Below are 26,593 nucleotides of genomic sequence, written 5' to 3'. Positions count from 1 at the left end.
GCGCCTCCATAACGTCATAGCAACGACCGGTGCCGACGCGGTGTTCCGGCGCGACGCATCGCACCGGAACGCCGCCGCGCGTCACTTGGCGTTGATGAAGGAGTCGTTGAGCGAGCAGGCCGCCGGACCGAGGATGACGACGAACAGCACGGGCAGGATGAAGAGGATCAGCGGCACCGTCATGATCGCGGGCAGGCGCGCGGCTTTCTCCTCGGCGCGCATCATCCGCTCGTTGCGGAACTCGGCCGAGAGCACGCGCAAGGCGCTGGCCAGCGGCGTGCCGTATTTCTCGGTCTGGATCATCGTCGTCACCACGCCGCGCACCGCGTCGAGATGGACGCGCATCGCGAGATTCTCGAACGCCTGGCGACGGTCGGTGAGGAAGCCCAGCTCGATCGCGGTGAGCGCGAACTCCTCGCCCAGCTCGGGATAGGCCTTGCCGAGCTCGCGCGAGACGCGTTGGAACGCGGCGTCGACGGTGAGGCCCGCCTCGGCGCAGATCACCAGTAGGTCGAGCGCGTCGGGTAGCCCCTTGCGGATCGCGTCGCTTCGCTTGTTGATCTTGTTCTTCAGGAACAAGTCGGGCGCCTTGTAGGCGAGCACCAGCGTGGAGGCGACCAGGCCGTAGCGCTTCAGCGCGCTCCAGTCGGGGAAGGAGTCGAGCAGGTAGACGTAGATCATCATCAGGCCGCCGAAGACGATCGGCAGTACCAGCCGGCCGAAGATGACCGCGACCGCCCATTCCTTCTTGCGGATGCCGGCCTGCATCAATTTGTGCTGTGCGACCTTGAGCTGCTCGTCCTGGAGCACGCGCAGCGACGACAGGAAAGCGCGCAGCCGGTCGGCGGTCTCGTTCTTCTGGACGAGCTTGGCGCGGCGCTTGCTCGTCGAAGCGGTGATGCCGGCCTTGAGCTGCTCGCGCCGGTCGTTGAGCGCGCGGACGCGCTTGCTCATCGGGTCACGCACGCCGAGCGCGGCGTAGATCGCGACGAACACCGCCGCGGCGGCGATGCCGGAGAGCAAGGTCGCGGCCCAGACCACGTCGATGCCGAAGAAGGTGGCGTGCGCAGGTTCCATATCAGATCTCGAAGCTCACCATCTTGGCCATGATGAAGGCGCCGATCCCCATCCAGATCAGCCCGCCGCCGCCCGCTACCATCAGCCGCGGGTCGGCGAAGAAGTTGAGCATGTAGGGAGCGTTAATCGCGTAGATGACGCCAAAGACGATGAAGGGCAGCGAGCCGACGATATAGGCCGAGGCCTTGGACTCGGACGACATCGCCTTGATCTTCAGCTTCATCTGCCCGCGCTGGCGCAGCACCGTGGCGAGGTTCTGCAACGTCTCGGCGAGGTTGCCGCCGGTCTCGCGCTGGATCGCGATGGTAATGACGAAGAACTGGAACTCGGGCGTGCCGAGCCGATCGGCGGTCTCCTGCAACGCGACGTCCATGCCACGGCCGATCTTCATCTTATCGGAGACCGAGCGGAACTCGTCGCCGACCGGGCCTGGCACCTCGGCGCCGACCACCTGCATCGTCTCCGAGATCGGCAGGCCCGAGCGCAGGCCGCGCACCAGCAACTCGATCGCGTCGGGGAATTTGGCGGTGAAGGCGGCGATGCGGCGCTTGATCAACCTGCCCACCGCGAGATGCGGCACCAGTCCACCCAGACCGACACCGAGGAACAGCGCCAGCAGCGGCGGCATGCCCTTGAGCAGCAGCAGCACCGCCACCACGACCGCGACTCCGACCGTCGCGCCGCCGTAATGGCCCACGGTCCAGCTCTTCCCCGTCATCGACAGCCGCTTCTGCAGCTGCGCCACGTTGGGCAGCAGCCGCATCGCGGCGAGATCGGCGCGGGTCGCGCTCTTGCCCGTGATGCGGCGCATCTGCGCCTCGATCGCGTTGGTCGGCGAGGCGGTATGACGCTCGCGCATAGCGGCGAGGCGGCGGGTCGTCGCCTTGCTCGTCGACGGCCCGGCGAGCGCGGTGACGAGCAGCAGCAGCGTCAGCGCGGCACCGGCGAAAAGCAGGATCAGCGGCAGGATCGGCATGGCGGCTCCGGGACGATCGAGCGGGCGGTCACTTCGGTTTGGCCGTCTTCTTGGGGATCAGTCCCTTGAGGTCGGCGAACTTGGACAGCAACGAGCCGCCGCGCGACGCGCGCGCGGGCACCTCGCCGTCGTCTGCGCGGCGCAGCAGCTGCTCGGCGAAGTCGGCGAGCGGCGCGATCGTCTTGCTCGCCTTGCCTGCCTCCGCCAGCGGCTTGCCCAGCTTGGCCGCCTGCGCCGCCAGCTTCTGGTCGAACGGCAGGATCACATCGATCTTGCGCTCGATCGAGCCCTCGAAATCCTTGCGCGAGATCTCGGGCTGCGCGCCGGCGTGGACGCGGTTGGCCAGCACCGTCACCTGCACCTGCGGCGCGTTGCTACGCAGGTACGATAGCAGCCGGATCGAGTCGCGCGCCGAGGCGAGCGTCAATTCGGTGACCAGCACCACGGCGTTGACATCGGCGAGCAGGTGCGGGTGTTGCACCAGCATCGCGCGCGGCAGGTCGATCACGGTCGCCTCGAAGGCGGCGCGCATCTCTTCCTGCAGCTGGTAGAAAGCCGCGCCGTCGGTGATCACCGGCGCGCTGATCGGCGCCTCGGCCGAGAGGACCGAGAGCTTGTCCGACGCGCGCACCATCGCGCGCTCGATGAACAGGCCGTCGATCCGGCTGGGATTCTCGATGGCGTCGGTGAGGCCACGGCCGGGCTCGAGGTCGAGCGCGAGCGCGCCGGTGCCGAAATGCACGTCGAGGTCGAGCAGAGCGGTGGCGCGCTTGCCGTGCTCGCTGATCAGCCACGCCAGCGAGGTGGCGATGCTGGACGCGCCCGCGCCGCCGCGGCTGCCGATCACCGCCACCGAACAGTGCGGGCGATCGAGCGAGAGCTCGACCGGCTTGGGCGCGTTGAGCATCGCCTGCGCCTGGCCGAGCGCGTCGCGCACGGCGTCGGCATGGAGCGGCTTGAGCAGATAGTCCTGGAGACCGCTGGCGAGCAGGTCGCGGTACAGCCGGACGTCGTTGACCTGGCCGGCCGCGATCACGATCGTGCCGGGCTCGCACACTTCGGCGAGGCCGTTGATGTCGCCGAGCGGGTCGCTCGATTCGGCGAGGTCGACGAACAGCACGTGCGGGCTGGACGTCACCGAGAGCGTCTGCACCGCGTTGCGCAAACCGCCCTTGTAGATGTTCTCGGTCGGCCAGCCCAGCTCGGCCGCGATCGGGCGCAGCGCCTCGACCGAGCCGTCGTCGCAGGCGAAGGCGAGAAAGGGCGCGCGGCTGCCGGCGACGCCGGGCTTCCAGGGTGCGTTCATCTCACTTGCCTCCCGTCGACTCGGATTTCACTGCTGCGCCACCGCCGCCCGTGGGCGCGGCGCGGCGGCGGGCGGCGACCGCCTTGCTGCCGGTCATATTGTCATAGCCGTCCGTGTCGGCGACGCCGCGCACCAGGTCGGTCGGGTTGGCCACCATGGCGGCTAGGTTGCCGTTGACCGCGCAGCCATAATTGCCGCTGGTGTGCGAGTCGAAGTTGAGGATGCCGCGGTTGCTCTGCGGCGTGCAGCTCGTCACTGCCGCGGTGGTGCGGCTCACCGTGACGCGGGCGGTGCCCGGCGCGATCGCGGCGCCGGCGATCGGCGCCGCCTCGGCGAGACGCAGGCCGTAGCGACCGGCGATCGCGGCGACGTCGGCGCGCGCGCCGCCGTTCTCGGCGCTGCCCTGATCGAGCGCGACGGTGTCGCCATAGGACAGGCGCAGCGCGTCGAGCCAGCCGCGCAGCCGCTCCGGCTCACCCGGGGCGAGGCCGACGGCGGTGGTCTGCACGTCGAGCGCATAGTCGCTGCGCGACACCACCGGCTGGTGGATCGACTCCACGCCGCGGTAGCTGTTGCAGCCGGCGAGCGGCGCCGCGAGCGCGAGAGCGGTGAGGAGGAGCGGGCGGTTAGGCATCGTCTGGGACCTCAGTTGATCGAGAAGCCGGGCGCGGGCGCCGCGGCCTTGCGGTTCGACGGCTTGACCGCCTTGCGATCGGCGGGCGCCTCGAGCGGCGCCGCCGGGTTCGGCGTCACCTGGGCGGGGGCGACCGCGCCCGCCGTCGGAGCGGCAGCAGGGGTGGGCGCCTGCATCACCGGCTTGGGACGTTCCGCCGCCCGGTTGCCGCCCTCCAGCGAGCCGACGAACACGCGCTCGAGATCGCTGGGCGCGCGATAGCTGTCGGTCGGCAACTTGATGTCGTTGCCGTTGACGGGCCTCACCAGATACGGCGTGATCACGATTACCAGCTCGGTCTCGTTGCGCTGGAAGCCGTTCGACTTGAACAGCGCGCCGATCACCGGCAGGTCCGCGACGCCCGGCGTCTTGTCGTACGTGTTGTTGTGCGTGTTCTGCATCAGGCCAGCGATCATGAAGCTCTGGCCCGAACCGAGCTCCACCGTCGTCTCGGCGCGTCGCGTGGTGAGCGCGGGCACGCGGCCGCTGCCCACCGTCACGGCATTGGCATAGTCGAGCTGCGACACCTCGGGGCGAACTCGCAGCGAGATGCGCCCGTCGGACATGACCGTCGGCGTGTAGGCGAGGCTGACGCCGAACTGCTTATACTCGATCGTGGTGGTGCCGAGCGCCTGACTGACCGGGATCGGGATCTCGCCGCCGGCGAGGAAGGTGCCGGTCTCGCCCGAGAGCGCGGTGAGGTTCGGGTTGGCGAGTGTGGTCACCTGACCCATCGTCTCACCGAGGTCGATCGCGGAGAGCACGTCCATGCCGAGCAGCCGCCCGGCGAGGCTGAGCGTGCTGCGCGTGCCGCTGGTATCCTTGGTGAAGGAGTATTGCGTTCCAGGTCGGGTGACGAACTGGCGCGTCGCCGGATCGAACGGCAGCGAGATCGAGCCCGCGGGCAGGCCGTACAACGACGAGGCGTCGAGCGACGGCAGCTTCGAGACGTCGACGTCGCCGATCGCGCCGGGGCTACGACCCGAGCCGAGACCGAAAAGGAAGCCGCCACTATTGTCGCGGTTGATGATGTTGTTGCCGAAGTTCTTGAGGAAGGAGCGGCTCACCTCGGCGAACTTGACCTGGAGATTGACCTGCAACGGCGTCGCGGTCCGCAGCCTGTTGACCACGGTGACTTTCAGCACCGCGTTGTCGGCGCTGGTGTCGAGCCCGGGGTTGAGCAGCGACAGCACCAGCCGCTGCGCCTGCTCCGCGTCGGCGGGCGAGTCGACGGTCCCGTTCAACACGGCGATCTGGCCGACCTGGGTGATGCGGATGTCCGCTCCTGGCATCGCCGCTTTCATCATGCGGTCGATCGAGGTCGAGTTCTGCGCGACATGGACGCTCGCGGCGAACACCACCGCGCCGCTGCGATCGGTCGCGAACACGGTCGACTCGCCGGAGGCCTTGCCGAACAGGTGGATCTGCCGCGGGTTGGCGACATAGACGTCGGCCGTCTCGGGGTTGGAGGTCCACACTTCGCTGACGGTCGAGGGCAACGTGATCAGCTCGCCCTCGCCGATCGAGAACCACTTCTCGACCGTCGGCTTGGTGATGCCGGCGGGGGGAAGGCCGGCGCGGGCCGGCCGACCGGTCGCGGCCACGCTGGCCGAGACGTTGCGGCGGGTCGCGGGAGCGGCGCCCGCCGGGGGCAGCGCGACGCCGGCCATGGCGGCCAACGCGACACCGCGCGCGAGGAGGGAGTGGAGGCGCATCTCAGTTCTTCCCTGCGACGGAGACTTCGGTGACGTTGTTGCCGCGCGCGATCCGCACCATCGGGGTGGCGGGCGACGGCGTGGCGCCGGCGACGATCGGGGCACCGGGCACGGCTGGTCCGGCGGTCGCGGCCGACTTGGCGGGCACGGTGCGGCGCTGGAAGCGCGATACGTCGGCGCCGACCGCATAGGTGGTGTCGCCCGCCTGGGGCGTGTTGGCGAGGCGGCTGAGCATCGCCTCTTCGGCCTTCGGATCCTTGGCGTCGCCGGGGCTGATCGCGCCCGAGGCGATCGCCTGGTCGAGCTCGGAGGCATTGTCCGCGATCGAGCGCAGTGACAGCGACAGCGTGCCGATCGTCTGCGCCACCGCGATCTGCTCGGCGATCTTCGGGGTCGCCTCGACCGTCACGTTCGAGAAGGTCTGCACGATCGTGTTGCCGTTCGCGTCCTTCTGGTCGCCGGTGCGCTGGTCCGTGGCGAGCACGCGCAGGTTGCGGATCACCGTCTCGCTCGCCTTGAGCGGCGGGCCGTCACCGCCGCCGTCGACCGACTGGGTGAGGATGAGATCGATGTGATCGCCCGGGAAGACGAAGCCCGCCACCGAGGTCTGCGCCGAGACCGGCACGGTGACCGCGCGCATGCCGGCGCCGAGCGCCGCGGCGAGGAAGCCGCGGTCGCCGGGCTTGACCAGCTGGCCCTGGGTCACTGGCTGGCCGGCGGTGACCGGAAGGCGCACAACGGTGCCGATCAGTTTGGCCAGATCAGTCTGGTCCTTCTGGTAATAGGCATTCTCGACCAGCTCCTTGGGCCAGGGCTGGAACTTCAGTGCGGTGACGTCGAGGATGGTGCCGACGGGTAGGGCGCGCGTGGCGACGAGCACCTCCGGGCCATCGACCACGGAAGCGGCCGGTGCGGTGATCGCGGCCGCCGCGGGCGCCGCGGCGCCGGCGACCAGCGTCCGCGCGGCGACCGCGGTCACCACCGCGACCACCAGCGCGCCGACCAGCATGATGAGCTTGCGACTGTCCATCGGGGAGAGCATCCTCTGCGTGCGCCAACCGGCGCCAACTTCACGTAGATTATGGGCGGAATTGGTTAACAAGCGGTTCGGCTAACGTGATCAGCCCGGCCACCGCGATCGCGACGCCATAGGGGACCTCGACCGCTGCCTCGCTCGGCTTCCAGCGCCGCTCGATCACGAACAGGAGCGTGAGCACGCCGCCCAGCACCGACATGACCAGCAATGTGTCGAGCAGCCGCATCGGCGGCAGCCACAAGGCCAGCGCGCCGATCAGCTTGACGTCGCCGCCGCCCATCTGCCCGATCGCGAAGGCGCCGATGAACAGCGCGAACACCACGAGCGCGACGCCGAGTTGCAGCGCCATCTCGGGCCAGGGCGAGAGCCCGATCGCGCACCACCAGACCGGCGCGAGCAGCGCGATCGCAGCGTTCTTCCAATTGGCGATCTCGCGCACGCGCGCGTCCTCCACGCCGGCGGAGAGCAGCAGCGCTCCCATGATCGCGGGGAGCAGCCAGGCGAGGAGAGATTGACCCATAGCGGCGGTGCTAGACGACAGGGTTTGAGAAACCGTAACCATGATCGGGATGATGTTGGACCCCGTGAACCGCCGCCTGATCCCCGCCGAGGCGCGAGTCGCCACCGCGCGCGCCGAGGATGGTTGGCCGCTGCGCCGTTTCGAGTGGGCAGGGGAGGGACGTGGCACGATCCTGTTTCAGACCGGGCGTGCCGACGCGTTCGAGAAATATCTCGAGTCGTTCGCGCACTGGCACGCTCGGGGGTGGAGCGTCGCGGCGTTCGATTGGCGCGGCCAAGGCGGCTCGGGGCGGCTGTGTGTCGACGCGCAGGTCGGCCATTGCGACGATTTCGCGCCCTGGTTGAACGATCTGGCCGAACAATGGCGCAGCTGGGTCGGGACGATGCCCGGGCCGCACGTGATCATCGGCCATTCGATGGGCGGTTACCTGGCGTTGCGCGCCTTGCTAGACGGCGCGATCCGGCCACGCGCTGCGGTGCTGGTCGCGCCGATGCTCGGGCTCGCCTCGCCGGTAGGCGCTTGGCTCGGCGGCCGGGTCGCGCACCTGTTGCGGCGGCGCGGCGACCCCGCTCGCCCGGCGTGGAAGAGCGAGCGCCCTGGCGTCGCCGAGCGCCAGCGGCTGCTCACCGGCGATGCGGCGCGCTACGCCGACGAGGCCTGGTGGTATCAGCACGACCCGACGCTGCGGCTCGGGCCGCCGAGCTGGGCGTGGCTCGACGAGGCGTTCGCCGCGACCGCCCGGCTGCGACGCGACCCCGCACTGGCGAAGCTCGACGTGCCGGTGCTGCTGCTGGTGGCCGACGGTGACCGGCTGGTCGACTCGCGCGCGGCGCGACGGGTGGCAGCGCGGCTCCGGCGCGCCACGCTGGTCCGCTTCGGCGACGGCGCGGCGCACGAGCTGCTACGCGAGCGCGATTCGGTGCGCGACCGTGCGCTCGCCGCGATCGACTCCTTTCTCGCCGAGCATGCCGCGTGAGCGCTGACCTTCTCACCGCCGACATCGCCATCGTCGGAGCCGGGATCGCTGGGGCGAGCCTCGCCGCGGCGATCGGCGGCCGGGCGCGGGTCCTGCTGCTCGAGGGCGAGGAGCAGCCCGGCTACCACGCCACCGGCCGCTCCGCCGCTTTCTGGTCCGAGACGTACGGCGGCCCAGCGATCCAGCCGCTCACCACCGCGTCGCAGGAGGCGCTGCACGCGGGCGGTTACCTCGATCCGCTCGGCGCGGTCCATGTCGGGCGCGCCGGGGACGCGCGGGCGATCGACGCTCTGCTCGCCGAGTTCGCCGGCAGCAGCGTGGAGCTGAGCGCGGTTGACCCGCGCCCTCTGGTGCCGGGACTGCGCGACGATTGGTCGCTTGGGGTACGCGAGCCGAGCTGCGCCTATATCGACGTCGCGCGGCTCCACGGCGACTGTCTCGGCGCGGCGCGGCGCGCGGGCACGACGCTGCGGACTTCGGCGCGGCTAGCCGCGGCGGAGCGGCTCGGCAGCGGCTGGCGGCTGACGCTGACCGACCGACGCGAGATCCGCGCGGCGGTGCTGGTCGATGCCGCGGGCGCTTGGGCCGACTCGGTCGCCGCGCTCGCTGGAGTGCGCCCGCTCGGTATTCGACCCTATCGTCGCACCGTCGCGCAGCTCGCCATCGACCCGCCCGTGCCCGCGGCGACGCCGTTCGTGATCCACGCCGGTGGGGGCTTCTACTTCAAGCCCGAGGCGGGCGGTCGCCTATGGCTGAGTCCGCACGACGAGCATCCGGTGGTGCCGCACGATGTCGCGGCGGAGGAGCTCGACGTGGCGGTGGCGATCGACCGCCTGGAGGCGGCGGTCGACTGGCGCGTGCGCCGCGTCGAGCGCAGCTGGGCGGGGTTGCGCTCGTTCGCGCCCGACCGGTTGCCGGTCTACGGCTTCGCCGAGCCCGGCTTCTTCTGGTTCGCGGGGCAGGGCGGGTTCGGCATCCAGACCGCGCCCGCGGCGGCAGCGGTCGGCGCCGCGCTGCTGCTCGGTGACACGCCGCCGCGCACGATCGATGCGGCGCGCTACGCGCCGGAGCGGTTCACGCGGTGACCGGGGCGATCACGATCAGCTGTGCCTGCCCCGGGCGCGAGCAGGCACGAGTGATCGCCACCGCGCCGGTCGACCGCCGCCTCGCCGCCTGCGTCCAGCTCAGCGCGGTGGAGAGCGTCTACCGCTGGCAGGGCCAGAGGCAGCGCGACGACGAGGTCCTGCTCACCGCCAAGACGTTGGCGCGCCGCTTCGACGCGGTCGCGGCGTGCATCCGCGAGCTGCACAGCTACACCGTGCCCGAGCTCCTCGCCCAGCCGATCAGAGCGGCGGGGTCGGACTATCTGGCGTGGCTGGAGGAGGAGGTGGGGTGAGGCGGCCGGTGGAGGTTGCCGACCCTTGAACAACCGGCGTCATCCTGAAGTCGTCTCAGGATGCACTGTCCCGGACATGCCGCCGCTGTCGAGCGCGTGGCACGGTGGATCCTGAAACAAGTCCAGGATGACGCCAGCGGCCGAAGAAGGCTGCCTACCCGTAAATTTCACCCCTCCGGGCAGGTGTCGCCCGCGCCGGGGTCGAGGTCGAGGCAGCGGCCGTCCAGCCCGCTCACCTTCAGGCCGATCGTCGCCGCCAGCGTCGGCGCGATATCGACCGTCTCCACCGACAGCGGCTGCTCGAACCCGGTCATGCCCTTCCGCCAGAAAAGGATCGGAACGCGGCGGTCATAGTCCCAGGGGCTGCCGTGAGTCTCGACATAGCCCGGTGCCGGTGCCGCGACGGTGGTGACGCGCGGGCGCAGCAGCACGATCAGATCGCCCGAGCGCTCCGGATCGAACGAGGCGCGCGCGCGCTCGATCAGCGTCCAGGTCTCGGGCGGCGTGGTCGCCATGCGGGTGGCGGCGAGCTCGTCGCGGGTGAAGGCGGCGGCGACCTGCGGCTGCGCGAGGAAGCGCTTCTTCGCCTCGGCGAGCACCTGCGCGCGCCGCGCCGCGGGCACGGAGTCGGCGAGATAGACGTCGGTCTCGGGCCCGAGCAGCACCGGACCGGCGATGCCCAGATCACGCCCGATCGCCGCGCCGATGGTTTTCGCGGTCGACGCTGGCGCGATATGCTGCTCCATCGGCATGGCGCGCTGCTGCTGCCGCTCGGTTATGTCGTGCGCGCCGTGGTCGGCGGTGAGCATCACCTCATAGTCGACGCCGGTTCGGTCGAGCTCGGCGAGGAAGCCCCCGATCGATTCGTCGAGCTGCGCCATCTGGATGCACATCTCCGATCCCTGGGTGCCGTTCGCGTGGCCGACGTAATCGGTCGCCGAGGCGCCGACCGCGATCAGGTCGGTGGCCGGGCCGCGGCCGAGCTTCATGTCCTCGATCATCGCCGCCGCGAGCGCGAACACCGCGCCGTCGAGCGCGGGGGAGGCGCGGAACGCCTTGGCGTCGCCCGCGGCACGCTCGAACCGCCCGGTGCCGAGCGTCTGGCTGCCGACCGCGATCGGGCGCGACTGCGTCTTGCAATAGCCCGGCAGCGGCAGCGCCTCCTGCGGCCGGGCGAGCAGCGCGCTCACCGCGGCGTTGGCGCGGGTGACCACCGCTGGTTCCTGCCGGCCCGCGAGCGAGATGAACTTCTCGCCTCCCCAGAACCAGATCTGGTCGGTGGTGTGCCCGCCCATCATGATCGCCGCGCGGTCCTTGCCCGCCACCGCGACGACGCGCGACCGGGGGTCGGCGCGCTTCATCATGTCGCCGAGCGTCGGCACCTTCAGGTGGAGGTCCGAGGGCGTGTAATGTTCATGATCGCCGCCGGCGCGCTCGTCCTCGGCGCAATAGACCGTCTTGTCGGCGCGGCCGACCTTCTGGTCCAGCCAGTTGTTGGCGATGATCCCGGTGTGCGCGGGGCGCATCCCGGTCAGGATGGTGGAATGGCCCGGGCAGGTCTCGGTCGCGGCGTGGCTCTGATAGCCCGAGGGGAACACGACGCCGTTCAGCAGCCGCGCCATGCCGTCACTGAAATGATTGCGATATTGCGCGAACAGGTCGGCGGAGAATTGGTCGACCGAGATCGCGACGATCAGCTTGGGCGGCGTGCGTGGCGCTGTTGCGGGGGCGACGGGAGGAGGCGTCGCGGTCTGCGCGGCGGCGGGAAGAGCGGTGGTGGTGGCGAGGAGGGCGAGGAGGAGCGATTTCATGGCCAACCTTGATGCATGCGGGAGCGACCGCGGCTATGGTCCGCGTCCAATGGTCAGGCAAGCTGTGCGCGCGGCGCTTTTCATCCTCGTGACACTACTGGCGGGAAGCGGTGCGCTCGCTCAGCCGGCGCGCCACGTCGCCCTGACGCTGGTGGCGGAGAGCGACCGCCCCGCCGCGGGCGGCGCGGTGGCGTTGGCGTTCCGCGCCGTGCCGCAGCCAGGCTGGCATGGCTATTGGCGCAACCCGGGCGACGCGGGCGTGCCGACTCGCGTCACCTGGACGCTGCCCGCCGGCGCGCGCGTCGGCGAGCTCGACTATCCCGTGCCGTCGCGGCTGCTGATCGCGGGGCTGATGAACTATGTCTACGAGAAGCCCTGGGCGCTGCTGACGACGTTGCGGGTGCCCGCGGGAACCGCATCGGGGACGCGGCTGCCGCTCGTCGCCAAGCTCGACTATCTCGTCTGCACCGCGGAGATCTGCGTCCCCGAGACGCAGACGCTGACGCTCGACCTCACCGTCGGCGACGGCGCGATCGATCCCGCGCGCCGTGCTACCTTCGACGGCTGGCGTCGCGCGCTGCCGCGCCCGCTCTCGACGCCGGCGACGTGGCAGCGCGCCGGCGACCGCTTCCGGCTGGCGGTACCGCTGCCGGCGGACGCGCCCGCGAGCGGCGCGTGGTTCTACCCGGCGGGCGGCGGCGCGATCGACTATGCCGCGCCGCAGACCGTCACGCGCGACGGCGACACGCTGACGGTGGAGACCAAGGCCGCGGCCCAGCCCTCGACGGGGGAGATCGCGGGCGTGCTCGCCACCGGTGGGGGCGGGGGGCTGTCGCTCACCGCGCGGCCTGGCACGGTCGCGGCGCCACGCGGCGGCGAGGGAATGCTGGCGACCGCGCTGGTCGCCTTCGCCGGCGCGGTGCTCGGCGGGCTGCTGCTCAACGTGATGCCCTGCGTCTTCCCGATCCTCAGCCTGAAGGCGCTGGGTCTGGCGCGCTCGGGCGAGAGCGCGGCGCACGCGCGGCGCGAGGCCCTGGCCTATACAGCGGGCGTGCTGCTGGTGTGCGTCGGGCTCGGCGCCGGGCTGCTGGCGCTGCGTGCGGCGGGGTCGAGCGCGGGCTGGGCGTTCCAGCTGCAGGACCCGCGCGTGATCGGCGCGCTGCTGCTGCTCGTCACCGCGATCGCGCTCAACCTCGCCGGTCTGTTCGAGCTCCCGACGCCCCAGTTCGCTGCCAAGAGCGGCACGGCGGGAGCGTTCGTTACCGGCGCGCTGGCGGCCTTCGTGGCGACGCCGTGCACGGGGCCGTTCATGGGAGCCGCGCTCGGCGCGGCGCTGGTGCTGCCAGTTGGGGCGGCACTCGGGGTGTTCGCCGGGCTGGGGCTCGGGATCGCGCTGCCCTTCCTGCTGATCGGCTTCGTGCCGGCGCTGCGCGCCCGGCTGCCGCGCCCTGGCGCGTGGATGACGCGGCTGCGGCGTATCCTGTCGCTGCCGATGTGGCTGACCGCGCTCGCGCTCGCCTGGGTGCTGGGGCGCCAGGCCGGGGTGGACGGCATGACGCTCGGCCTCGCCGCGACTCTGTTCGCAGCGGTGGGCCTGTGGTGGACCGGGCTGCGCCAGCACGCCGGTCGCGGCGCGGCCTGGTGGCCTGCCGGCGTCGCGCTCCTGGTGGCGCTGGGCGGAGTCGCGCTGGTGCGCCCCGCGGCAAGCGGGGCTGCCGCGGTCGCGGGGCTGCCCGGAGCGGAGCCGTTCAGCGAGGCGCGGCTCGCCGCGTTGCGCGCCGAGGGGCGGCCGGTGTTCGCCTATTTCACCGCGGACTGGTGCCTGACCTGCAAGGTCAATGAGAAGGCCGCGATCGAGACCGCGACCACCGCCGCGGCGTTCAAGCAGGGCAAGGTGGCAGTGCTGGTCGGCGACTGGACCGACGGCGACCCCGTGCTCGGGCGCTTCATCGAGGCGCACAACCGAGCGGGCGTGCCGCTCTACCTCTGGTACAAGCCCGGCGCCGCCGCGCCGCGCGTGCTGCCGCAGGTGCTCACGAGCGGGATGCTCACCGCGCTGCCGGCGGAGCGCTGAGCCAGCCACTCCCGTGTTCCTGCGGACGCGGGAACCCAGAACCACACGGGTCGTCGCTTGCGGCCCTGGATCCCCCGCGTTCGCAGGAGCTAGGCGCCCAAAATCGCTCCGCCGGCTTGTGCAGCGCAACCAACTTCGCCAGCATGGGTCAAAATCGTGGATCATGCGTTGACGGGGGTAGATGGGGAACAAGGCGTTCGACGAGATCATGGGGGCGGCCGATCGAGACGGCGCACGCCCCGAGTTGGCGGACCTGTGTCGCTGGCTCGACGAGACGCCGTCGGACGAGCTGCGACGGCGCCAGCGCTCCGCCGAGGTCACCTTCCGCCAGCTCGGCATCACCTTCGCGGTCTATGGCGAGAGCGAGGCGAGCGAGCGCATCATTCCTTTCGATATCGTGCCGCGCGTCTTCCTCGCCGACGAATGGACGCGCCTGTCCGAGGGGCTGGTGCAGCGTGTCGAGGCGATCAACGCCTTCTTGGTCGACATCTACGGCGAGCGCCGCATCCTCAACGAAGGCGTGCTCCCGGCCGACCTGATCCTCGGCAACCCGCAGTTCCGTCCCGAGATCGCGGGCATCCGCCCGCCGCATGACGTCTGGGCGCATATCTGCGGCATCGACCTGGTGCGGACCGGGCCCGATCAATTCTACGTGCTCGAGGACAATGCGCGCACGCCGTCGGGGGTGAGCTATATGCTCGAGAACCGCGAGGCGATGGTGCGGCTGTGCCCCGAGCTGTTCGCCAAATTCCGCGTCGCCGCGGTCGACAGCTATCCCGACATGCTGCTCGAGACGATGAAGTCGGTCGCGCCGCGCGGCAGCGGGCAGCATCCCAACTGCGTGCTGCTGACGCCCGGCCACTATAATTCGGCCTATTACGAGCACAGCTTCCTCGCCGATTCGATGGGGATCGAGCTGGTCGAGGCGGCCGACCTCGTCGTCGACGATGACCTCGTCTACATGCGCACCATCGCGGGGCGCGTGAAGGTCGACGTGATCTACCGCCGCGTCGACGACGATTTCCTCGATCCTCTGGTGTTCCGCCCCGAGTCGCTGCTCGGCGTGCCTGGGCTGATCGCGGCCTATGCCGCGGGCAATGTCGCGATCATCAACGCGCCCGGCAACGGCATCGCCGACGACAAGGCGATCTACAGCTACATGCCCGAGATCGTGCGTTTCTACTCGGGCGGCGACGCCAAGCTGCCGATCGTCGAGACGTGGCGCTGCCGCGAGCCCGAGGCGCTGCGCTACGTGCTCGACCATCTCGACGAGCTGGTGGTCAAGCTGGTCGACGGCTCGGGCGGCTACGGCATGCTGGTCGGGCCGACCGCTTCCAAGGCCGAGGTCGAGCGCTTCCGGGCGGCGCTGATCGCCGAGCCACACCGCTATATCGCTCAGCCGACGCTGGCGCTCTCGACCGTGCCGACGCTGGTGGAGCAGGGCGTCGCACCGCGCCACGTCGACTTCCGCCCCTTCGTGCTGAGCGGCGCGCGCGGGGTGCAGGTGGTGCCCGGCGGGCTCACCCGCGTCGCGCTGCGCGAGGGCTCGCTGGTGGTCAACTCGTCGCAGGGCGGCGGCACCAAGGACAGTTTCGTGCTGATGCCCGGCGCACCCTCGATGTCCCAGACGATGGGTACGCAGACGATGGGTGGCATGACCCAGACGCTGGGCGGCGCCTGATGCTCAGCCGCACGGCCGCCTCGCTGTACTGGCTCGGCCGCTACGTCGAGCGCGCGGACTTCGTCGCGCGACTCGTCGAGGCGACGCTGCGGCTCGACGTGCTCTCCACCCGGTCCGCGGGCGAGGACGCGTGGCGCTCGGCGCTGGCGGTGACCGAGACCGAACCCGCCTTCGCCGCGATCGGCGGCGAGTTGACTCGCGAGGAGGTGGCGCGCTTCCTGCTCGCCGATCCCGGCCACCCGGGCTCGATCCTGCGCTGCGTCGGCATGGCGCGCGACAATGCGCGCGCGGTCCGCACCGCGCTCAGCCGGGAGGCGTGGCAGGCGATCAATGGCGCCTGGCTGCTGTTCGACCAGCGCGTCGCGCGGCTCGACCCCGCCACGACGCTGGCGCTGGTTGATTCCGTCAAGGCCGAGACGCGCGGCTTCGAGGGCGCGGTGCATCGCATGCTGCGCAATCAGACGACTTTGTTCATCCGGCTCGGCCAAGCGGTGGAGCGGACGGACAATACCGCGCGGCTGCTCGACGTGAAATACCATTTGCTGTTGCCCGCGGGCGAGCCGGTCGGCGGCACGGTGGATCGCGACCAATGGACCACGATTCTCCAGACCGTATCGGCGGTGACCGCCTATCGCTGGCTCTACAGTGACGGGCTCGCGCCGGCCAACGTCATCGACCTGCTGCTCAGCCGCGGCGAACTGCCACGCAGCGTCGCCGCCGCGACCGAGGAGACGGTGACCGCGCTCACCGGGCTGGCGCGCAGCAGCGGCACACAGGGGGAGGCGGACCGGATGGCGCGTACGCGCTCGGCGCGGATCGCGCGCACGCGCACCAGCGACGTCATCAGCGCGGGCCTGCACCAGCATCTCCAGGCCGTGATCGCCGAGAACGCGCACCTGCACGTCGCGATCGGCCGGCAGTTCAAGTTCGCCTGATGCGCCTCTCCATCGAGCATCGCACGAGCTATCGCTTCACCGCCCCGCAGGCGCGGGTCGTCCAGCTGCTGCGCATGACCCCGCGCAACAGCCACGACCAGACCGTCGCCGAGTGGCACATCGCGGTCGACTGCGACGCGCGGCTACGCGAGCATCGCGACGGATACGGCAACCGTACCACGATGCTCTACGCCGAGGGACCGCTCGACGGCATCGAGATCGCGGTCGCGGGCGAGGTGGTGACGAGCAGCTCGCGCGGCGTGCTCCACGGCACATTCGAGCCGCTGCCGCCCGCGCTGTACCTGCGGACCACCCCGACAACCGCCGCCGACGCGGCGATCGAGGACTTCGCGCGCGAGGCGATCGGTGATGCCGCCCCGATCCCGGCGCTGCACGCGCTCAACCGCGCGCTGCACGAGCGTTTCGCCGTCTCGTCCGAGCGGCCCGATCCTGGTCTCACGGCGGCCGACGCCTTCGCGCGCGAGAGCGCCACCCCGCGCGACCTGGCGCAGCTGTTCGTTGCGGCCGCGCGCGCGCTCGCGGTGCCGGCGCGCTACGTCACCGGCTATTGCGACCTGCAGGACGGCCGCCGCGCGACGCCGCACGGTTGGGCCGAGGCCTGGATCGAGAGGCTCGGCTGGGTCGGGTTCGATCCGACGCTGGGTGAGTCGCCCGAGGAGCATCACGTCCGCGTCGCGGTCGCGCTCGACGCGATCGGATCGTCGCCGGTCGCGGGATCGCGGCTCGGCGAAGGGCGCGAGTGCCTCGAGGTCGAGGTCCAGGTCAGCGCGCAGGAGTAAGGCGGGCGCTCAGGCGCGGTGCAGGCGGGTGCCGGCATGGGTCGCGGCGTCCACGATCGCGTCGGGTGTAGCGCCCTCGGTCACGAGATCGGCGACCCGTGCGAAGTCCGCGACGTGGATGGTGCCGGCGCGCGGCCGACTATAAGCGCTCGGCGGTGAAGGCGGGCGTCGCGGCCAAGTTCGTCGGCGACCGCAACATCGACACGCAGGGGAAGGCGGTCGCGGGAAGCTTCACGCTGCTGAGCGGCTATGTCGGCGCGGACCTTGAGGAGGTCTCCGAGCAGCTGAAGGGCGTGTCCTTCACCGTCCAGGGCACCAACCTCACCGACGAGCGCTACCTCGCTGGCGGCGATGGCGGGTCCGCCTTCCTCGGCACCGCGCGCACGGTGACCGCCTCGTTGACGCTCGACTTCTGACCGTCAGCTCTGGGGTGAGCCGCCGCCGCTCTGGCGGGCGGCGCACCCCAGCGGCCAGCGCGCCACCGCCTCGTAGCGCGCGCCGGCGGCGGTGAGATGGCTCTCGTATAGCAGCAGGTGCTCGAGCTGGAACTCGGGCGTGGCGAGCGCGGCATGCGCCTCGGTCCAGCGCGCCACGGCGACGGGGTCGGCACCGCGGCGCGGCAGCCGCGCCAGCGTGATATGGGGCAGGTAGCGACGCTGATCTCGCGCCACCGCGGCACGGCTCAGCGCCTGATCGACCTTGCGGTGAAGCGCGGCGAGCGGCTCGGCGGGCACGATCCGCGCCCACAAGGTATCGATTCGCCCGCGCTGGTCGAACGCGCCGACGCCCTCGACCCGCACGGTCGGCACCGGCGCGGTCACGCCAGCTAGCGCGGCGGCGACGTCCTCGGCCTGGGTGCGCTCGACCTCACCGATGAAGCGAAGGGTCAGGTGCAACTGCTCGTCGTCCTGCCAGCGGACCCCCGCGACGCCCGCGCCGGTGGTGGCGAGCAGCGCGGCACGGACCGCCGGCGGAGGGCGCAGAGCGACGAACAGGCGATGCATGAAATCTCTGTAACGAAGGGTTGCTATCGTCGGAACGGGGAGCCCCTTCCTTGAAATGGAAACGGTGCGCGGCGATATTCGTCGCAACCGGCATGAGTGCCGGGCGAAGGAGTTTTGAGACAATGGCCAACTGGTCCGATCCCCGGCCCTCCGCCGCCGCGTTCGGCGGAACCGCTTCGGGCACGCGCGACGCGGCGTTCGACGCCGGGCTGCGGTCGTACATGCTGTCCGTCTACAATTACATGGCCTCGGGCGTGCTGCTCACTGGCATCGTCGCACTGGCGTTCGCGCTGTCCGGCTATGCCCAGGCCGCGTTCCAGTCGCCGCTGCGCTGGGTCATCGCGCTGCTGCCGCTCGGCTTCGTCTTCGCGATGAGCTTCGGGCAGAGCAAGTTCACGACCCCGACGCTCAAGGCGATGTTCTGGGGCTTCGCGGTGGCGATGGGTCTGTCGCTGTCGTCGATCTTTTTCGTCTACTCGCCGGTCGCGATCGCGCAGGCGTTCGCGGCGACGGCGGCCGGTTTCGCCGCGCTGAGCCTCTACGGCTACACGACGAAGCGTGACCTCTCCGCCTTCGGCGCGTTCCTGATCATCGGCCTCGTCGGCCTGATCGTCGCCAGCCTGATCAACTTGTTCGTGAACTCTGGCCCGCTTGGCCTGGTCATCTCGATCGTCGGGGTGCTGCTGTTCGCGGGCCTCACCGCCTATGACACCCAGCGCACGAAGAGCCTGTATTTCCAAGTCGCTGGTTACGGCCCCGAGATGGTCGGCAAGGCGGTGGTGATGTCGGCGCTGAGCCTCTACCTCGACTTCATCAATATGTTCCTGTTCATCCTGCGGCTGTTCGGCGGCAATCGCGACTGAGCCGCGTGGCCGATCCGCGACCGGCGGCGTTTCAGAGGGGCTCGGCGGGCGACCGCCGGGCCCTTTCCCTTTTGGGTTCGCGGTGGCGGGCCGGAGACCCATGATATGCGCCTCTCGATCCAGGTCCTGCTCGACTATGGTTTGCCCGAGCCCGCGGACGTGTTGCTGCAGATCGAGGCGGCGGCGCTACCCGCCCAGCGGCTCGAGGCGCAGTCGCTGGTGATCGAGTCGGATCATCCGATCCGCGCTGTTGCCGGTGAGGAAGGGGTCGGACAGCGCTGCTGGGCACGCGGCGAGGGCCGGCTGGTGGCACGCTACGATGCCGTGGTCGCGATCGACCGCGCCGCGCTCGATCTCGCGAAGCTGCCGCCGACGCCGGTCACGTCGCTGCCGGCGGGAACGATCCCGTACCTGCTGCCGAGCCGCTACTGCGAATCCGATCGATTCGAGCACCTCGTCCGGCGGCGCTTCGAGGGGCTGAGCGGTGGTACGCTGGCGCTCGCGCTGGCCGACTTCGTGCGCGGGCACCTCCGCTACGACGGCAGCGACACCGACTCGCGCACCACGGCGATGGAGACCTTCGCGTCGGGGCGGGGGGTCTGCCGCGACTATGCGCATCTGCTGGTGGCCCTGGCGCGCGCGACCGAGATCCCGGCGCGCTGCGCCGCCGTCTACGCGCCCGGAGTCGACCCGCCGGATTTCCACGCCGTCGCCGAACTGTGGCTCGACGGCAGCTGGCACTTGGTGGACGCCACGGGGATGGCGCGTTGCGACGAGATGGCAGTGGTGACGGTCGGCCGCGATGCCACTGACATCGCCTTCATGACCGTGTTCGGCACCGCCCATCTGTGGACGCAGACCGTGCGGGTCGAGCGGCTGGCCGACTGAGCGCGGAGGAACGCGCACCCTGGCCACGGCGTTGGGCGCGACACATTGTTTTCAGCATCGCAGGAGAGAGACATGACCGACCAGAGCCCGATCGACGACCGCGCGCTCGACAGCCTCTCGGTGGCGCCCGAGGCCGGCAACGCCGGTGGATCGAAGGACCCGCGCCAGGACGCGGGCCAGGATCGTTCGATCGAGAAGCGGCTGCAGAAGCATCCCGAGAGCGCCGACGCGAAAGTCGACCAGGGATTGGACGAGTCGATGGACGCGTCCGACCCGGTCTCGGCGACCCAACCCGGCCGCAGCGACCCCGCGCCCTCGTCGGGCTATGACGAGGCGGAGGAAGCCGAGCGCCAGCGCGACGCTTGAGGTGTCGAGCGGCGCAAGCGGCGCCGTACGCACACGACGGCGTCATCCCGGCGGTCGCCGGGGTGACGCTCGTCTATGGCATGCTGCGTCAACGCACCTGACGTACGCGCCACCTTGGGTAACCACGCGGCGCGATCGAATGTTGCTCGAAAGTCGCGCCTCCGTCGTCTTTTCCGCCATGATACATCCGCTGGTCGCATCCATGTTGCGGTGCGGCACAGATCGTGATGGATTGATGACAATCGGAAGGCACGCGCGTTAAGGGCTGCGTTAACCCTTTTCGCGCATGATCCTCCCGGTTGAAACGCTGGGGCGGGGTACGGATCATGGGTGCCAGAAGGAAGCCGGCCGAGGGTGCGATGACATTGGCCGAGATGAAGGAATTCGCGGGCTTCGCGGCCGCGACACAGCGCTACGTGCGGCGCAGCCTGGACGTTGGGCTCGACCGCGACGATGCCATGACGCGCTGGTCACGCGACGTCGTCGAGGCGGCGAGCATCCGCGCGCAGGCGCATCACTATCGCCGCCTCCCCGCGATCCGCGCGCTGGTGCCCGACGACAGCGGACTCGAGGCCGCCGAGCAGCTGCTCGCGCCGCTGATCACGCTCTCCGCCTTCGATCTCGGACAGGGCCGGATCACCACCTTCTCGGCCTATCGCTTCCTCTACGAGCGGCTGGTCGGGGCACAGGTGCGGCCATGGCTGCCCTCCGCCTTCTGCGCCGCCGCGGCCATGCCGCACCTCCATCCGGAGCTGCGCCGGGCGCTGCTCCAGTCGATCAGCGAGGCGGCGGCGACGGCGTCGGGCTGGTCGTCGCGTCAGCCCGTCTTCTTCCCGGCCTGGGTCGAGAAGGTCGACGTCACCGCGCTGCCCCACTGAGCCAAGCTAACGTCGCGATCGCGTCGGGGCGCGCGATCGCGGCGCCGCGGGCAGGAGGCGAAGCTCGACCCGCTCGTTCAGCGCCGCGCCCGCGTCCGCGAACACCTCCCGCACGCGGGTCAGATAGGCCACCAGCGCCGCCGGGCATCCCGCCGCGCCGACCAGCTCCACCACCAGCGGCGGCCGGACACGGTTCAACCCCGACACCAGCGAGTCATACAGCGCGTCGAGGCTGTCGCCGTGCCACTCGGGCGTCCCCAGCGCGTCGAGCAGCGCGCGCCACATGTTCTCGCGGGAGTCCCAGCCGCGTGCGTCCAGGCGCAGGGCGAGCGCGCGAGTTCCGGGTGGCTCAGCGACGGGGCGCCACCCTTCTACCGGCACGCGCGCGAGCCCGTGGCGCCGCGCGCGGCCTGGTCGAGGTGCAGGTGGTCGCGGTGCGCCGCGTTATAGTCGGGCGAGAGCACCGTCGCGAACACGCGACAGGCGCCGTCGCGCACGTCGCGCAGGAACGCAGCTTTAGCACCGCCGCCACGCCAGTCGCGCAGCACGCTGATGCGGGTGCCGTCGTCGAGCCGGAAGGCGGCGACGTCGAGTGCGTTGGCGGTCGCGTGCTCGCTCCACCCGCCGCTGCTGCGGCCGTACATGCGACGGCAGGAATAGCTGCCGAGATGCTCGATCCGACCGACCTTCGCGCCGAAGTGGCGCTGCGCGGCGGGCGCGACCACGTCCCATTCCCACATCGCCAGCGCCGCGGCGACGGGGCAGGCGACCGCGACGGTCGCGGGCGCCAGCGCGATCCGCCGTGCGCCGCCTCTGTCGAGCCGCACCGCCGAGTCATAGCCGCATTGCGACTCCGCTGGGCGCCGCGCCGGCACGGTGGCGAAGCGCACCCCCGCTTGGTCGAGCAGCGCGGCGCAGCGCGCCGGGTCGTCGGCGAGTCCGGCGAGCTTGCGACCGGTGAACAGGCCGATCGGCTGGCCGAGATCGAGCGGCGCCCAGGGCAGATCCTGCGGGCGCTCGCGCAGGTAGCCCCACGCCGTCAGCCCCGCCGCGGCGAGCAGCAATAGCACCACCGCGGTCGTGAGCGCGCGGCGCGTGGCGCGGAGCAGGCGAGCGCCAGATGTCAGCCGCGTCGTGCGTCTGCCACCGGTTCTGCGGCGGTCGGGTAGCCGAGGTCGTCGGGGATGCAGAGGTGGTCGACTCCGTCGCGCCGCTCGATCCACGGCGTGATCCGCCGCACCGGCGTGGCGCGCGCGTGCGCCACCGCCTCGTCATAGTTGGCAAACTGCGCCAGCCGCTCGAGGTTGCGGCGGGTCGGGAAGATCAGGGTGCGCTCACCGCGGGCGGCGGCATCGAGCGCGTCGCGCGCGCTGAGCCAATCGAGCCGCACGTTCTCGGTCGCGTCGACCCGCGCCGGTGGCGCCGCGGCGGGCAGACGTGCGAGGTAGAAGAGCGCGTCGAACACGCGCGCGTGGCGCTCGCCGGGACGCCAACGAGCGAACGGCACCAGCGAGTCGAGGTCGAGCGTTGCACCACCCAATGCCTCGGCCAGCGCTGCGCCGCGCTGAAGAGCGCCGCGGATGACGTCGGCGGCGCGGGGTGCAGCCAGCCCGATCGCGACGCCGGTCTCCTCGATCGTCTCGCGGATCGCGGCGATTCGTGCGGCGGCGTCGGCGGGCGCGGTCGGTCCGAGCGAGTCGGCGAGCGCCACGTCGCCGGGCTCGACCCTCCCGCCCGGAAAGACCGTGGCGCCCGGCGCGAAGGCGAGACAGGCGGAGCGCTCGACCATAAGCAGCTCGGGCAGCGAACCCGCGCGGTCGCGGAACACGATCAGCGTCGCGGCAGGGGTGGCCGGCGGCAGCGTCGTATCGTCGTCGGCGGCGGTCATCCGCGGCCCCGCGGCGGGGCCAGAAGGGAGAGCGATCGGGCGGGTGGTGGAGCTGAGGGGAATCGAACCCCTGACCTCTGCAGTGCGATTGCAGCGCTCTCCCATCTGAGCTACAGCCCCGCCCGCTCCCGCGGCATCGCCGGGGAGCGCCGCCCTTAGCCGGCACGTTCGGGGGGTGCAACACGAAATTGTCGTTCTGTCGGGAATCCGGCCGCGCGGGCGAGCCGTTGGCCACCCGCGACGAGCCGCCGTTGCGGTGGCGCAACGGTAGGAACGAACCGTGCGGTTGATCCTTATCAGTTTGCCCGATCGCGACGGCGCAAGGCGCCGCGCGACGTGTCACGTAGGAGAACCACCATGGGTTACGAACGCTATCCGCGCGGTACCAATCCTCAGGGCGACTATTATGGCCGCAGTGAGACTCAGGACTATGGCCGCGACTATGGGTCGGGGCGCAACCAGAGCTACTCGAGTGCGCGCGATTATCAGAGCGCCGGCAGGTCTGATCGCGACGACGATGATCGCGGATCGAGCGGCCGCCGCGAATATGGCAACGCCGGTTACGCCAGCGGCTACCGTGACGATAACCGCGGCGATCGCGGCTACGGCGACCGCGGTTACGGCGAGGGCGGCTTCGGTGGCGGCGACCGCGGTCGCTACGGCGCGCAGCAGTACGGCCAGTCGGGCTACGGCCAGTCGGGCTACGGCCAGGACCGCGACCGCTTCCAACGCCAGGATTACGGCAACCAGAATTACGGCAATCGCGGCGGCGGTCAGCAGGGCTACGGCTCGCAGGGCCGCGGCTACGGCCAGCAGGGGCAGGGCGGCGAGTATCACGGCAGCTATGCCTCGGACGGGCGCCGCTTCGAGGATGTCGGCTCGCGCCGCCACGCCGACGACGACAATTACCGTAACCGCCAGCAGGGCGGGCCGCAGGGCGGCCGCGACTATGGCCGGCAGCCTGAGGGTTACGACTATGACGAGCGCGGCTTCCTGGCGCGCGCGGGCGACGAGGTCCGCAGCTGGTTCGGCGACGAAGACGCCGAGCGCCGTCGCGAGGCCGATAACCGCTACGACGAGCGCTATGACAACCAGCGCAGCGACAACGACCGCGATCGGGACGGCGATTATCACAGCTGGCGTTCGGGACAGATCGCGTCCTTCGACCGCGACTATGACGAATATCGTCAGGAGAACCGCACCAAGTTCCACAACGAGTTCGCGTCGTGGCGCACCGAGCGCCAGGGCCAGCGCGACTCGCTCGACAAGGTGCAGGAGCATGACGAGGTGCTCGGCTCGGACGGCAGCCATGTCGGCACCGTCGACAAGGTGCGCGGTGACCGGATCCTGTTGACCAAGAACGACGCCGACGCGGGTGGGCAGCACCACTCGATCCCGTCACGCTGGATCAAGTCGGTCGAGGACAAGAAGGTCACGCTGAGCAAGAGCGCGGACGAGGCCAAGCAGCACTGGCGCACCGAGGAGAAGAACCAGGCGATGTTCGGCTACGGCGATCGCGGCAACGACAGCAACCGTCAGCGTGACAGTTCGCTGAGTCGCGGTACGGCGTCGGGCGCGAGCGTCACCTCGGGCGGCAGCACGACCGGGGCGACGACGTCGGGCGCGGCGGCAGGCACGTCGACCACGAGTTCGGCGACGAGCGACGACGGCACCGGCTCGACCAACCTCAACCGCAGCTTCTCCGGCACCTACCGCGAGAGCTGATCGGACGGGTCGCTGACCCGACCGACATGGAGGCCCCGGGCGCTGACGCCCGGGGCTTTTCTTGTTCAGGCGGCGAGCGCGCGGCGCGGTGCCTCGGCGTAGCCTAGTACGCGCGCGTCGACGTCGAAGCGCGACACCTCCTGGGTGAGCGCGTCTGCCTCGCTCTCGAGATTGCGCGAGACCGCGGTGATCTCCTCCACCATGGCGGCATTCTGCTGTGTGACACCGTCGATCTGGTTGAGCGCGACGTCGATCTGGTCGAGCCCGCTCGCCTGCGCGCGCGCCGAGGTCGCGATCTCCGCGACGAGGCCGCCGATCGCGCCGATCTGCCCGGTGATCCGCTCCAGCGCGGCACCGGTCTCGTTGACGAGGCGGACACTCGCGTCGACCTGCTCGCCGCTCTGCGTGATGCGGTGGCGCACGTCGGTAGCTGCCTCGGCGCAGCGCGCGGCGAGCGCGCGCACCTCATTGGCGACCACCGCGAAGCCCTTGCCCGCGTCGCCCGCGCGCGCGGCCTCGACCCCGGCGTTGAGCGCGAGCAGGTTGGTCTGGAAGGCGATGGCGTCGATCACCGCGATGATCGCGCCGATCTCGGCCGAGGCCTGTTCCAGCCGTCCCATCGCCGCGACCGCTTCGCGCACCACCTTGCCGCCGCGCTGCGCGTCAACGTGCACCGACTCCATCGCTTCGTGCGCCTTGGAGGCGCCGTCGGCAGCCTGGCGCATCGTGCCCGCGATCTCGCTCATCGCCGCCGAGGTCTCCTCGAGGCTGGCGGCCTGATGCTCGGTTCGCCGCGAGAGGTCGTCCGACGCCTGGCTCAGCTCGGCCGTGTGGCCGTGCACCGCGGCACTGCCGTCGCGGATCGCGCCGATCGCGCCGCGGATCTCGTCGAGCGCGTTGTTGTAATCGGCGCGGAGCCGTTCGTAGCTGTCGGGGAAGGTGCCGTCGATCCGCGCGGTGAGCTGGCCCGCGGCGAGCGCGGCGAGGTGGCGCGCGAGCGTCTCGACGACCTCGCGCTGCTCCGCGTCGGCGCGCGCCTTGGCCAAGGCGCCCTCGCGGAAGACGCTGACCGACTGGGCCATCGTCCCGATCTCGTCGTCGCGGTCGAGCCCCGGCACGGTGACCTGGAGCTGCCCGCGCGCGAGCTGCTCCATCGCGCCGCGCATCTCGCCGAGCGGACGGAACATGCGCCGCGTGACCGCGAGGCAGGCCAGCGCCGCGGCGACGGTGACGAGGAGCGCGGCGAGCGCGATACTGAGCTGCACCTCGTGCAGATCGGCGAGGAAGTGCGCCGCGGGGATGCCGACGTACAGGACGCCGATTACCTTGCCGCTGGCGTCGGTGATCGGATCATAGGCCGTGAAGAAGGCGGTGCCGAGAATATCGGCGCGACCGCGATAGGGCTTGCCGTCGCGCAGCACCGCGTCGCGCACGGCCTGGCTGGTGAGCGTCGTGCCCACCGCTCGCGTGCCGTCAGGGTTCTTGACGTTGGTGGCGACGCGTGTATCGCCGCGGAAGATCGTGGCGGTGCCGCCGACCAGCGCCTTGACGTGATCGACCGCGTCATTGTCACCGTTGAGCGGGTGGATGCCCATCACCAGCGTGTCGCCGTCGAGGTGGGCGGTACGGCCGTGGCGGTGCAGCACGTCCCAGGCGACGCGCATGTTCGCTTCCTGGCGCTCGTCGGCGCGCTGTTCGGCATTGGCGCCGAGGATGGTCGCGGTGACGCCGGCGGTCACCAGCGCGAGCAGACCGAGCGACAGCACGATCAGCATCGTCACCTTGGCGGAGAGGCTCCGCCCCACCGGCGTCTTCGCCACTGCTCGCATGTACAGACCCGATCTTCGTTCAGCTGGAGGCGCGTCGCGCGCCGATCTTGGCCGTACGTGACCGGAAATGCTTAAAATGCGGCTACTAATTTGAGTGAGGGGCGGCCGTCCGCTGTCGACTCTGACTTGCCGTCATCCCGGACCAAGTCCGGGATGAGCAGGAATAACGTGTGACG

At 70.7% G+C, this 26,593-nt stretch carries 26 protein-coding genes and 1 tRNA gene; 13 read left to right on the top strand and 14 right to left on the bottom strand.

Translation table 11 applies throughout. The annotated features are described in order from the left end of the window. Positions 1–81: 81 nt before the first annotated feature. Genes K7957_RS05525 through K7957_RS05495 form a run of 7 tightly spaced genes read right to left on the bottom strand, consistent with a single transcriptional unit; the run spans position 82 to position 7,303 of the window. Positions 82–1,077 (bottom strand): type II secretion system F family protein, encoded by a 996-nt coding sequence (locus K7957_RS05525; RefSeq protein WP_223010913.1) that lies wholly within the window; start codon positions 1,075–1,077, stop codon positions 82–84. A gap of 1 nt (position 1,078) precedes the next feature. Beyond that, entirely contained in the window at positions 1,079–2,053 is a 975-nt protein-coding gene (locus K7957_RS05520) for a type II secretion system F family protein (protein ID WP_223010912.1), read from the bottom strand. Positions 2,054–2,081: 28 nt separating this feature from the next. Then, positions 2,082–3,359 carry a CpaE/TadZ family protein gene (locus K7957_RS05515; protein ID WP_223010911.1) on the bottom strand — a complete coding sequence of 426 codons (1,278 nt, stop codon included), beginning with the start codon at positions 3,357–3,359 and terminating at the stop codon, positions 2,082–2,084. Position 3,360: 1 nt separating this feature from the next. Beyond that, positions 3,361–3,993, bottom strand: a complete 633-nt coding sequence (locus K7957_RS05510) for a CpaD family pilus assembly lipoprotein (RefSeq protein WP_223010910.1) — start codon at positions 3,991–3,993, stop codon at positions 3,361–3,363. An 11-nt stretch (positions 3,994–4,004) separates the two neighbouring features. Next, positions 4,005–5,747 (bottom strand): type II and III secretion system protein family protein, encoded by a 1,743-nt coding sequence (locus K7957_RS05505; RefSeq protein WP_223010909.1) that lies wholly within the window; start codon positions 5,745–5,747, stop codon positions 4,005–4,007. Position 5,748: 1 nt separating this feature from the next. Further along, complete coding sequence (gene cpaB, locus K7957_RS05500) at positions 5,749–6,777, bottom strand: Flp pilus assembly protein CpaB (RefSeq protein ID WP_223010908.1); 1,029 nt, start codon at positions 6,775–6,777, stop codon at positions 5,749–5,751. A 49-nt stretch (positions 6,778–6,826) separates the two neighbouring features. After that, the gene (locus K7957_RS05495; RefSeq protein ID WP_223010907.1) at positions 6,827–7,303 is read right to left on the bottom strand and encodes an A24 family peptidase; all 477 of its coding nucleotides are present in this window, start codon (positions 7,301–7,303) and stop codon (positions 6,827–6,829) included. Positions 7,304–7,355: 52 nt separating this feature from the next. Between K7957_RS05495 and K7957_RS05490 the strand changes: the two genes are divergently transcribed. From K7957_RS05490 to cutA, 3 genes are read left to right on the top strand one after another with little or no spacing between them, the layout of a single operon-like run. Next, positions 7,356–8,279: an alpha/beta fold hydrolase gene (locus K7957_RS05490; RefSeq protein ID WP_425517155.1), complete on the top strand. Its 924-nt coding sequence runs from the start codon at positions 7,356–7,358 to the stop codon at positions 8,277–8,279. After that, complete coding sequence (locus K7957_RS05485) at positions 8,276–9,364, top strand: NAD(P)/FAD-dependent oxidoreductase (RefSeq protein ID WP_223010905.1); 1,089 nt, start codon at positions 8,276–8,278, stop codon at positions 9,362–9,364. Before K7957_RS05490 ends, K7957_RS05485 begins: the two co-directional genes overlap by 4 nt. Continuing rightward, complete coding sequence (cutA, locus tag K7957_RS05480; protein ID WP_343228308.1) at positions 9,361–9,675, top strand: divalent-cation tolerance protein CutA; 315 nt, start codon at positions 9,361–9,363, stop codon at positions 9,673–9,675. The genes K7957_RS05485 and cutA overlap by 4 nt, the downstream gene beginning before the upstream one ends. Before the next feature lie 167 nt (positions 9,676–9,842). Here cutA and K7957_RS05475 read toward each other — a convergent pair whose 3' ends face one another. Then, positions 9,843–11,486: an alkaline phosphatase family protein gene (locus tag K7957_RS05475; protein ID WP_223010904.1), complete on the bottom strand. Its 1,644-nt coding sequence runs from the start codon at positions 11,484–11,486 to the stop codon at positions 9,843–9,845. Positions 11,487–11,535: 49 nt separating this feature from the next. Here K7957_RS05475 and K7957_RS05470 point away from each other — a divergent pair, with 49 nt between their 5' ends. The 5 genes from K7957_RS05470 (at position 11,536) to K7957_RS05450 (ending at position 17,392) form a co-directional block, all read left to right on the top strand. Continuing rightward, positions 11,536–13,560 carry a protein-disulfide reductase DsbD family protein gene (locus tag K7957_RS05470; RefSeq protein WP_223010903.1) on the top strand — a complete coding sequence of 675 codons (2,025 nt, stop codon included), beginning with the start codon at positions 11,536–11,538 and terminating at the stop codon, positions 13,558–13,560. A gap of 181 nt (positions 13,561–13,741) precedes the next feature. Further along, positions 13,742–15,241, top strand: a complete 1,500-nt coding sequence (locus tag K7957_RS05465) for a circularly permuted type 2 ATP-grasp protein (protein WP_223010902.1) — start codon at positions 13,742–13,744, stop codon at positions 15,239–15,241. Then, on the top strand, positions 15,241–16,176 hold the full coding sequence (locus K7957_RS05460; protein WP_223010901.1) for an alpha-E domain-containing protein: 936 nt from the start codon (positions 15,241–15,243) through the stop codon (positions 16,174–16,176). The genes K7957_RS05465 and K7957_RS05460 overlap by 1 nt, the downstream gene beginning before the upstream one ends. After that, positions 16,176–16,976 (top strand): transglutaminase family protein, encoded by an 801-nt coding sequence (locus K7957_RS05455; RefSeq protein ID WP_223010900.1) that lies wholly within the window; start codon positions 16,176–16,178, stop codon positions 16,974–16,976. The genes K7957_RS05460 and K7957_RS05455 overlap by 1 nt, the downstream gene beginning before the upstream one ends. Positions 16,977–17,074: 98 nt before the next feature. Then, positions 17,075–17,392 carry a hypothetical protein gene (locus K7957_RS05450; RefSeq protein ID WP_223010899.1) on the top strand — a complete coding sequence of 106 codons (318 nt, stop codon included), beginning with the start codon at positions 17,075–17,077 and terminating at the stop codon, positions 17,390–17,392. A gap of 3 nt (positions 17,393–17,395) precedes the next feature. Here K7957_RS05450 and thpR read toward each other — a convergent pair whose 3' ends face one another. Further along, on the bottom strand, positions 17,396–17,980 hold the full coding sequence (gene thpR, locus K7957_RS05445) for an RNA 2',3'-cyclic phosphodiesterase (protein ID WP_223010898.1): 585 nt from the start codon (positions 17,978–17,980) through the stop codon (positions 17,396–17,398). Positions 17,981–18,102: 122 nt separating this feature from the next. Here thpR and K7957_RS05440 point away from each other — a divergent pair, with 122 nt between their 5' ends. The 4 genes from K7957_RS05440 (at position 18,103) to K7957_RS05425 (ending at position 20,975) form a co-directional block, all read left to right on the top strand. Then, positions 18,103–18,843, top strand: a complete 741-nt coding sequence (locus tag K7957_RS05440) for a Bax inhibitor-1/YccA family protein (RefSeq protein WP_223010897.1) — start codon at positions 18,103–18,105, stop codon at positions 18,841–18,843. A 105-nt stretch (positions 18,844–18,948) separates the two neighbouring features. Beyond that, on the top strand, positions 18,949–19,731 hold the full coding sequence (locus K7957_RS05435) for a transglutaminase-like domain-containing protein (protein WP_223010896.1): 783 nt from the start codon (positions 18,949–18,951) through the stop codon (positions 19,729–19,731). Positions 19,732–19,803: 72 nt separating this feature from the next. Then, positions 19,804–20,097 (top strand): hypothetical protein, encoded by a 294-nt coding sequence (locus K7957_RS05430; RefSeq protein WP_223010895.1) that lies wholly within the window; start codon positions 19,804–19,806, stop codon positions 20,095–20,097. Positions 20,098–20,423: 326 nt separating this feature from the next. Continuing rightward, a complete protein-coding gene (locus K7957_RS05425; protein WP_223011138.1) occupies positions 20,424–20,975 on the top strand; it encodes a hypothetical protein in 552 nt (183 codons plus the stop codon). A 6-nt stretch (positions 20,976–20,981) separates the two neighbouring features. Here K7957_RS05425 and K7957_RS05420 read toward each other — a convergent pair whose 3' ends face one another. The 4 genes from K7957_RS05420 to K7957_RS05405 all read right to left on the bottom strand — a co-directional run bounded on the left by K7957_RS05420 (position 20,982) and on the right by K7957_RS05405 (position 22,983). Then, on the bottom strand, positions 20,982–21,356 hold the full coding sequence (locus K7957_RS05420) for a barstar family protein (RefSeq protein WP_343228307.1): 375 nt from the start codon (positions 21,354–21,356) through the stop codon (positions 20,982–20,984). Then, positions 21,347–22,045 (bottom strand): extensin-like domain-containing protein, encoded by a 699-nt coding sequence (locus K7957_RS05415; RefSeq protein WP_343228306.1) that lies wholly within the window; start codon positions 22,043–22,045, stop codon positions 21,347–21,349. The genes K7957_RS05420 and K7957_RS05415 overlap by 10 nt, the downstream gene beginning before the upstream one ends. A gap of 53 nt (positions 22,046–22,098) precedes the next feature. Further along, the gene (locus tag K7957_RS05410; RefSeq protein ID WP_223010892.1) at positions 22,099–22,863 is read right to left on the bottom strand and encodes an NUDIX domain-containing protein; all 765 of its coding nucleotides are present in this window, start codon (positions 22,861–22,863) and stop codon (positions 22,099–22,101) included. A 44-nt stretch (positions 22,864–22,907) separates the two neighbouring features. Further along, positions 22,908–22,983 (bottom strand) — tRNA-Ala (locus K7957_RS05405). Between the two features lie 237 nt (positions 22,984–23,220). Between K7957_RS05405 and K7957_RS05400 the strand changes: the two genes are divergently transcribed. Continuing rightward, complete coding sequence (locus K7957_RS05400; protein WP_223010891.1) at positions 23,221–24,588, top strand: DUF2171 domain-containing protein; 1,368 nt, start codon at positions 23,221–23,223, stop codon at positions 24,586–24,588. 65 nt (positions 24,589–24,653) lie between these two features. Here K7957_RS05400 and K7957_RS05395 read toward each other — a convergent pair whose 3' ends face one another. Next, positions 24,654–26,417, bottom strand: coding sequence for a methyl-accepting chemotaxis protein (locus tag K7957_RS05395; protein ID WP_223010890.1), 1,764 nt, complete (start codon positions 26,415–26,417; stop codon positions 24,654–24,656). Between the last annotated feature and the right edge of the window lie 176 nt (positions 26,418–26,593).

It is taken from the genome of Sphingomonas yunnanensis (genome assembly GCF_019898765.1).
Taxonomy (GTDB): domain Bacteria; phylum Pseudomonadota; class Alphaproteobacteria; order Sphingomonadales; family Sphingomonadaceae; genus Sphingomonas; species Sphingomonas yunnanensis.
This window is presented reverse-complemented; position numbering and strand designations above follow the sequence as displayed.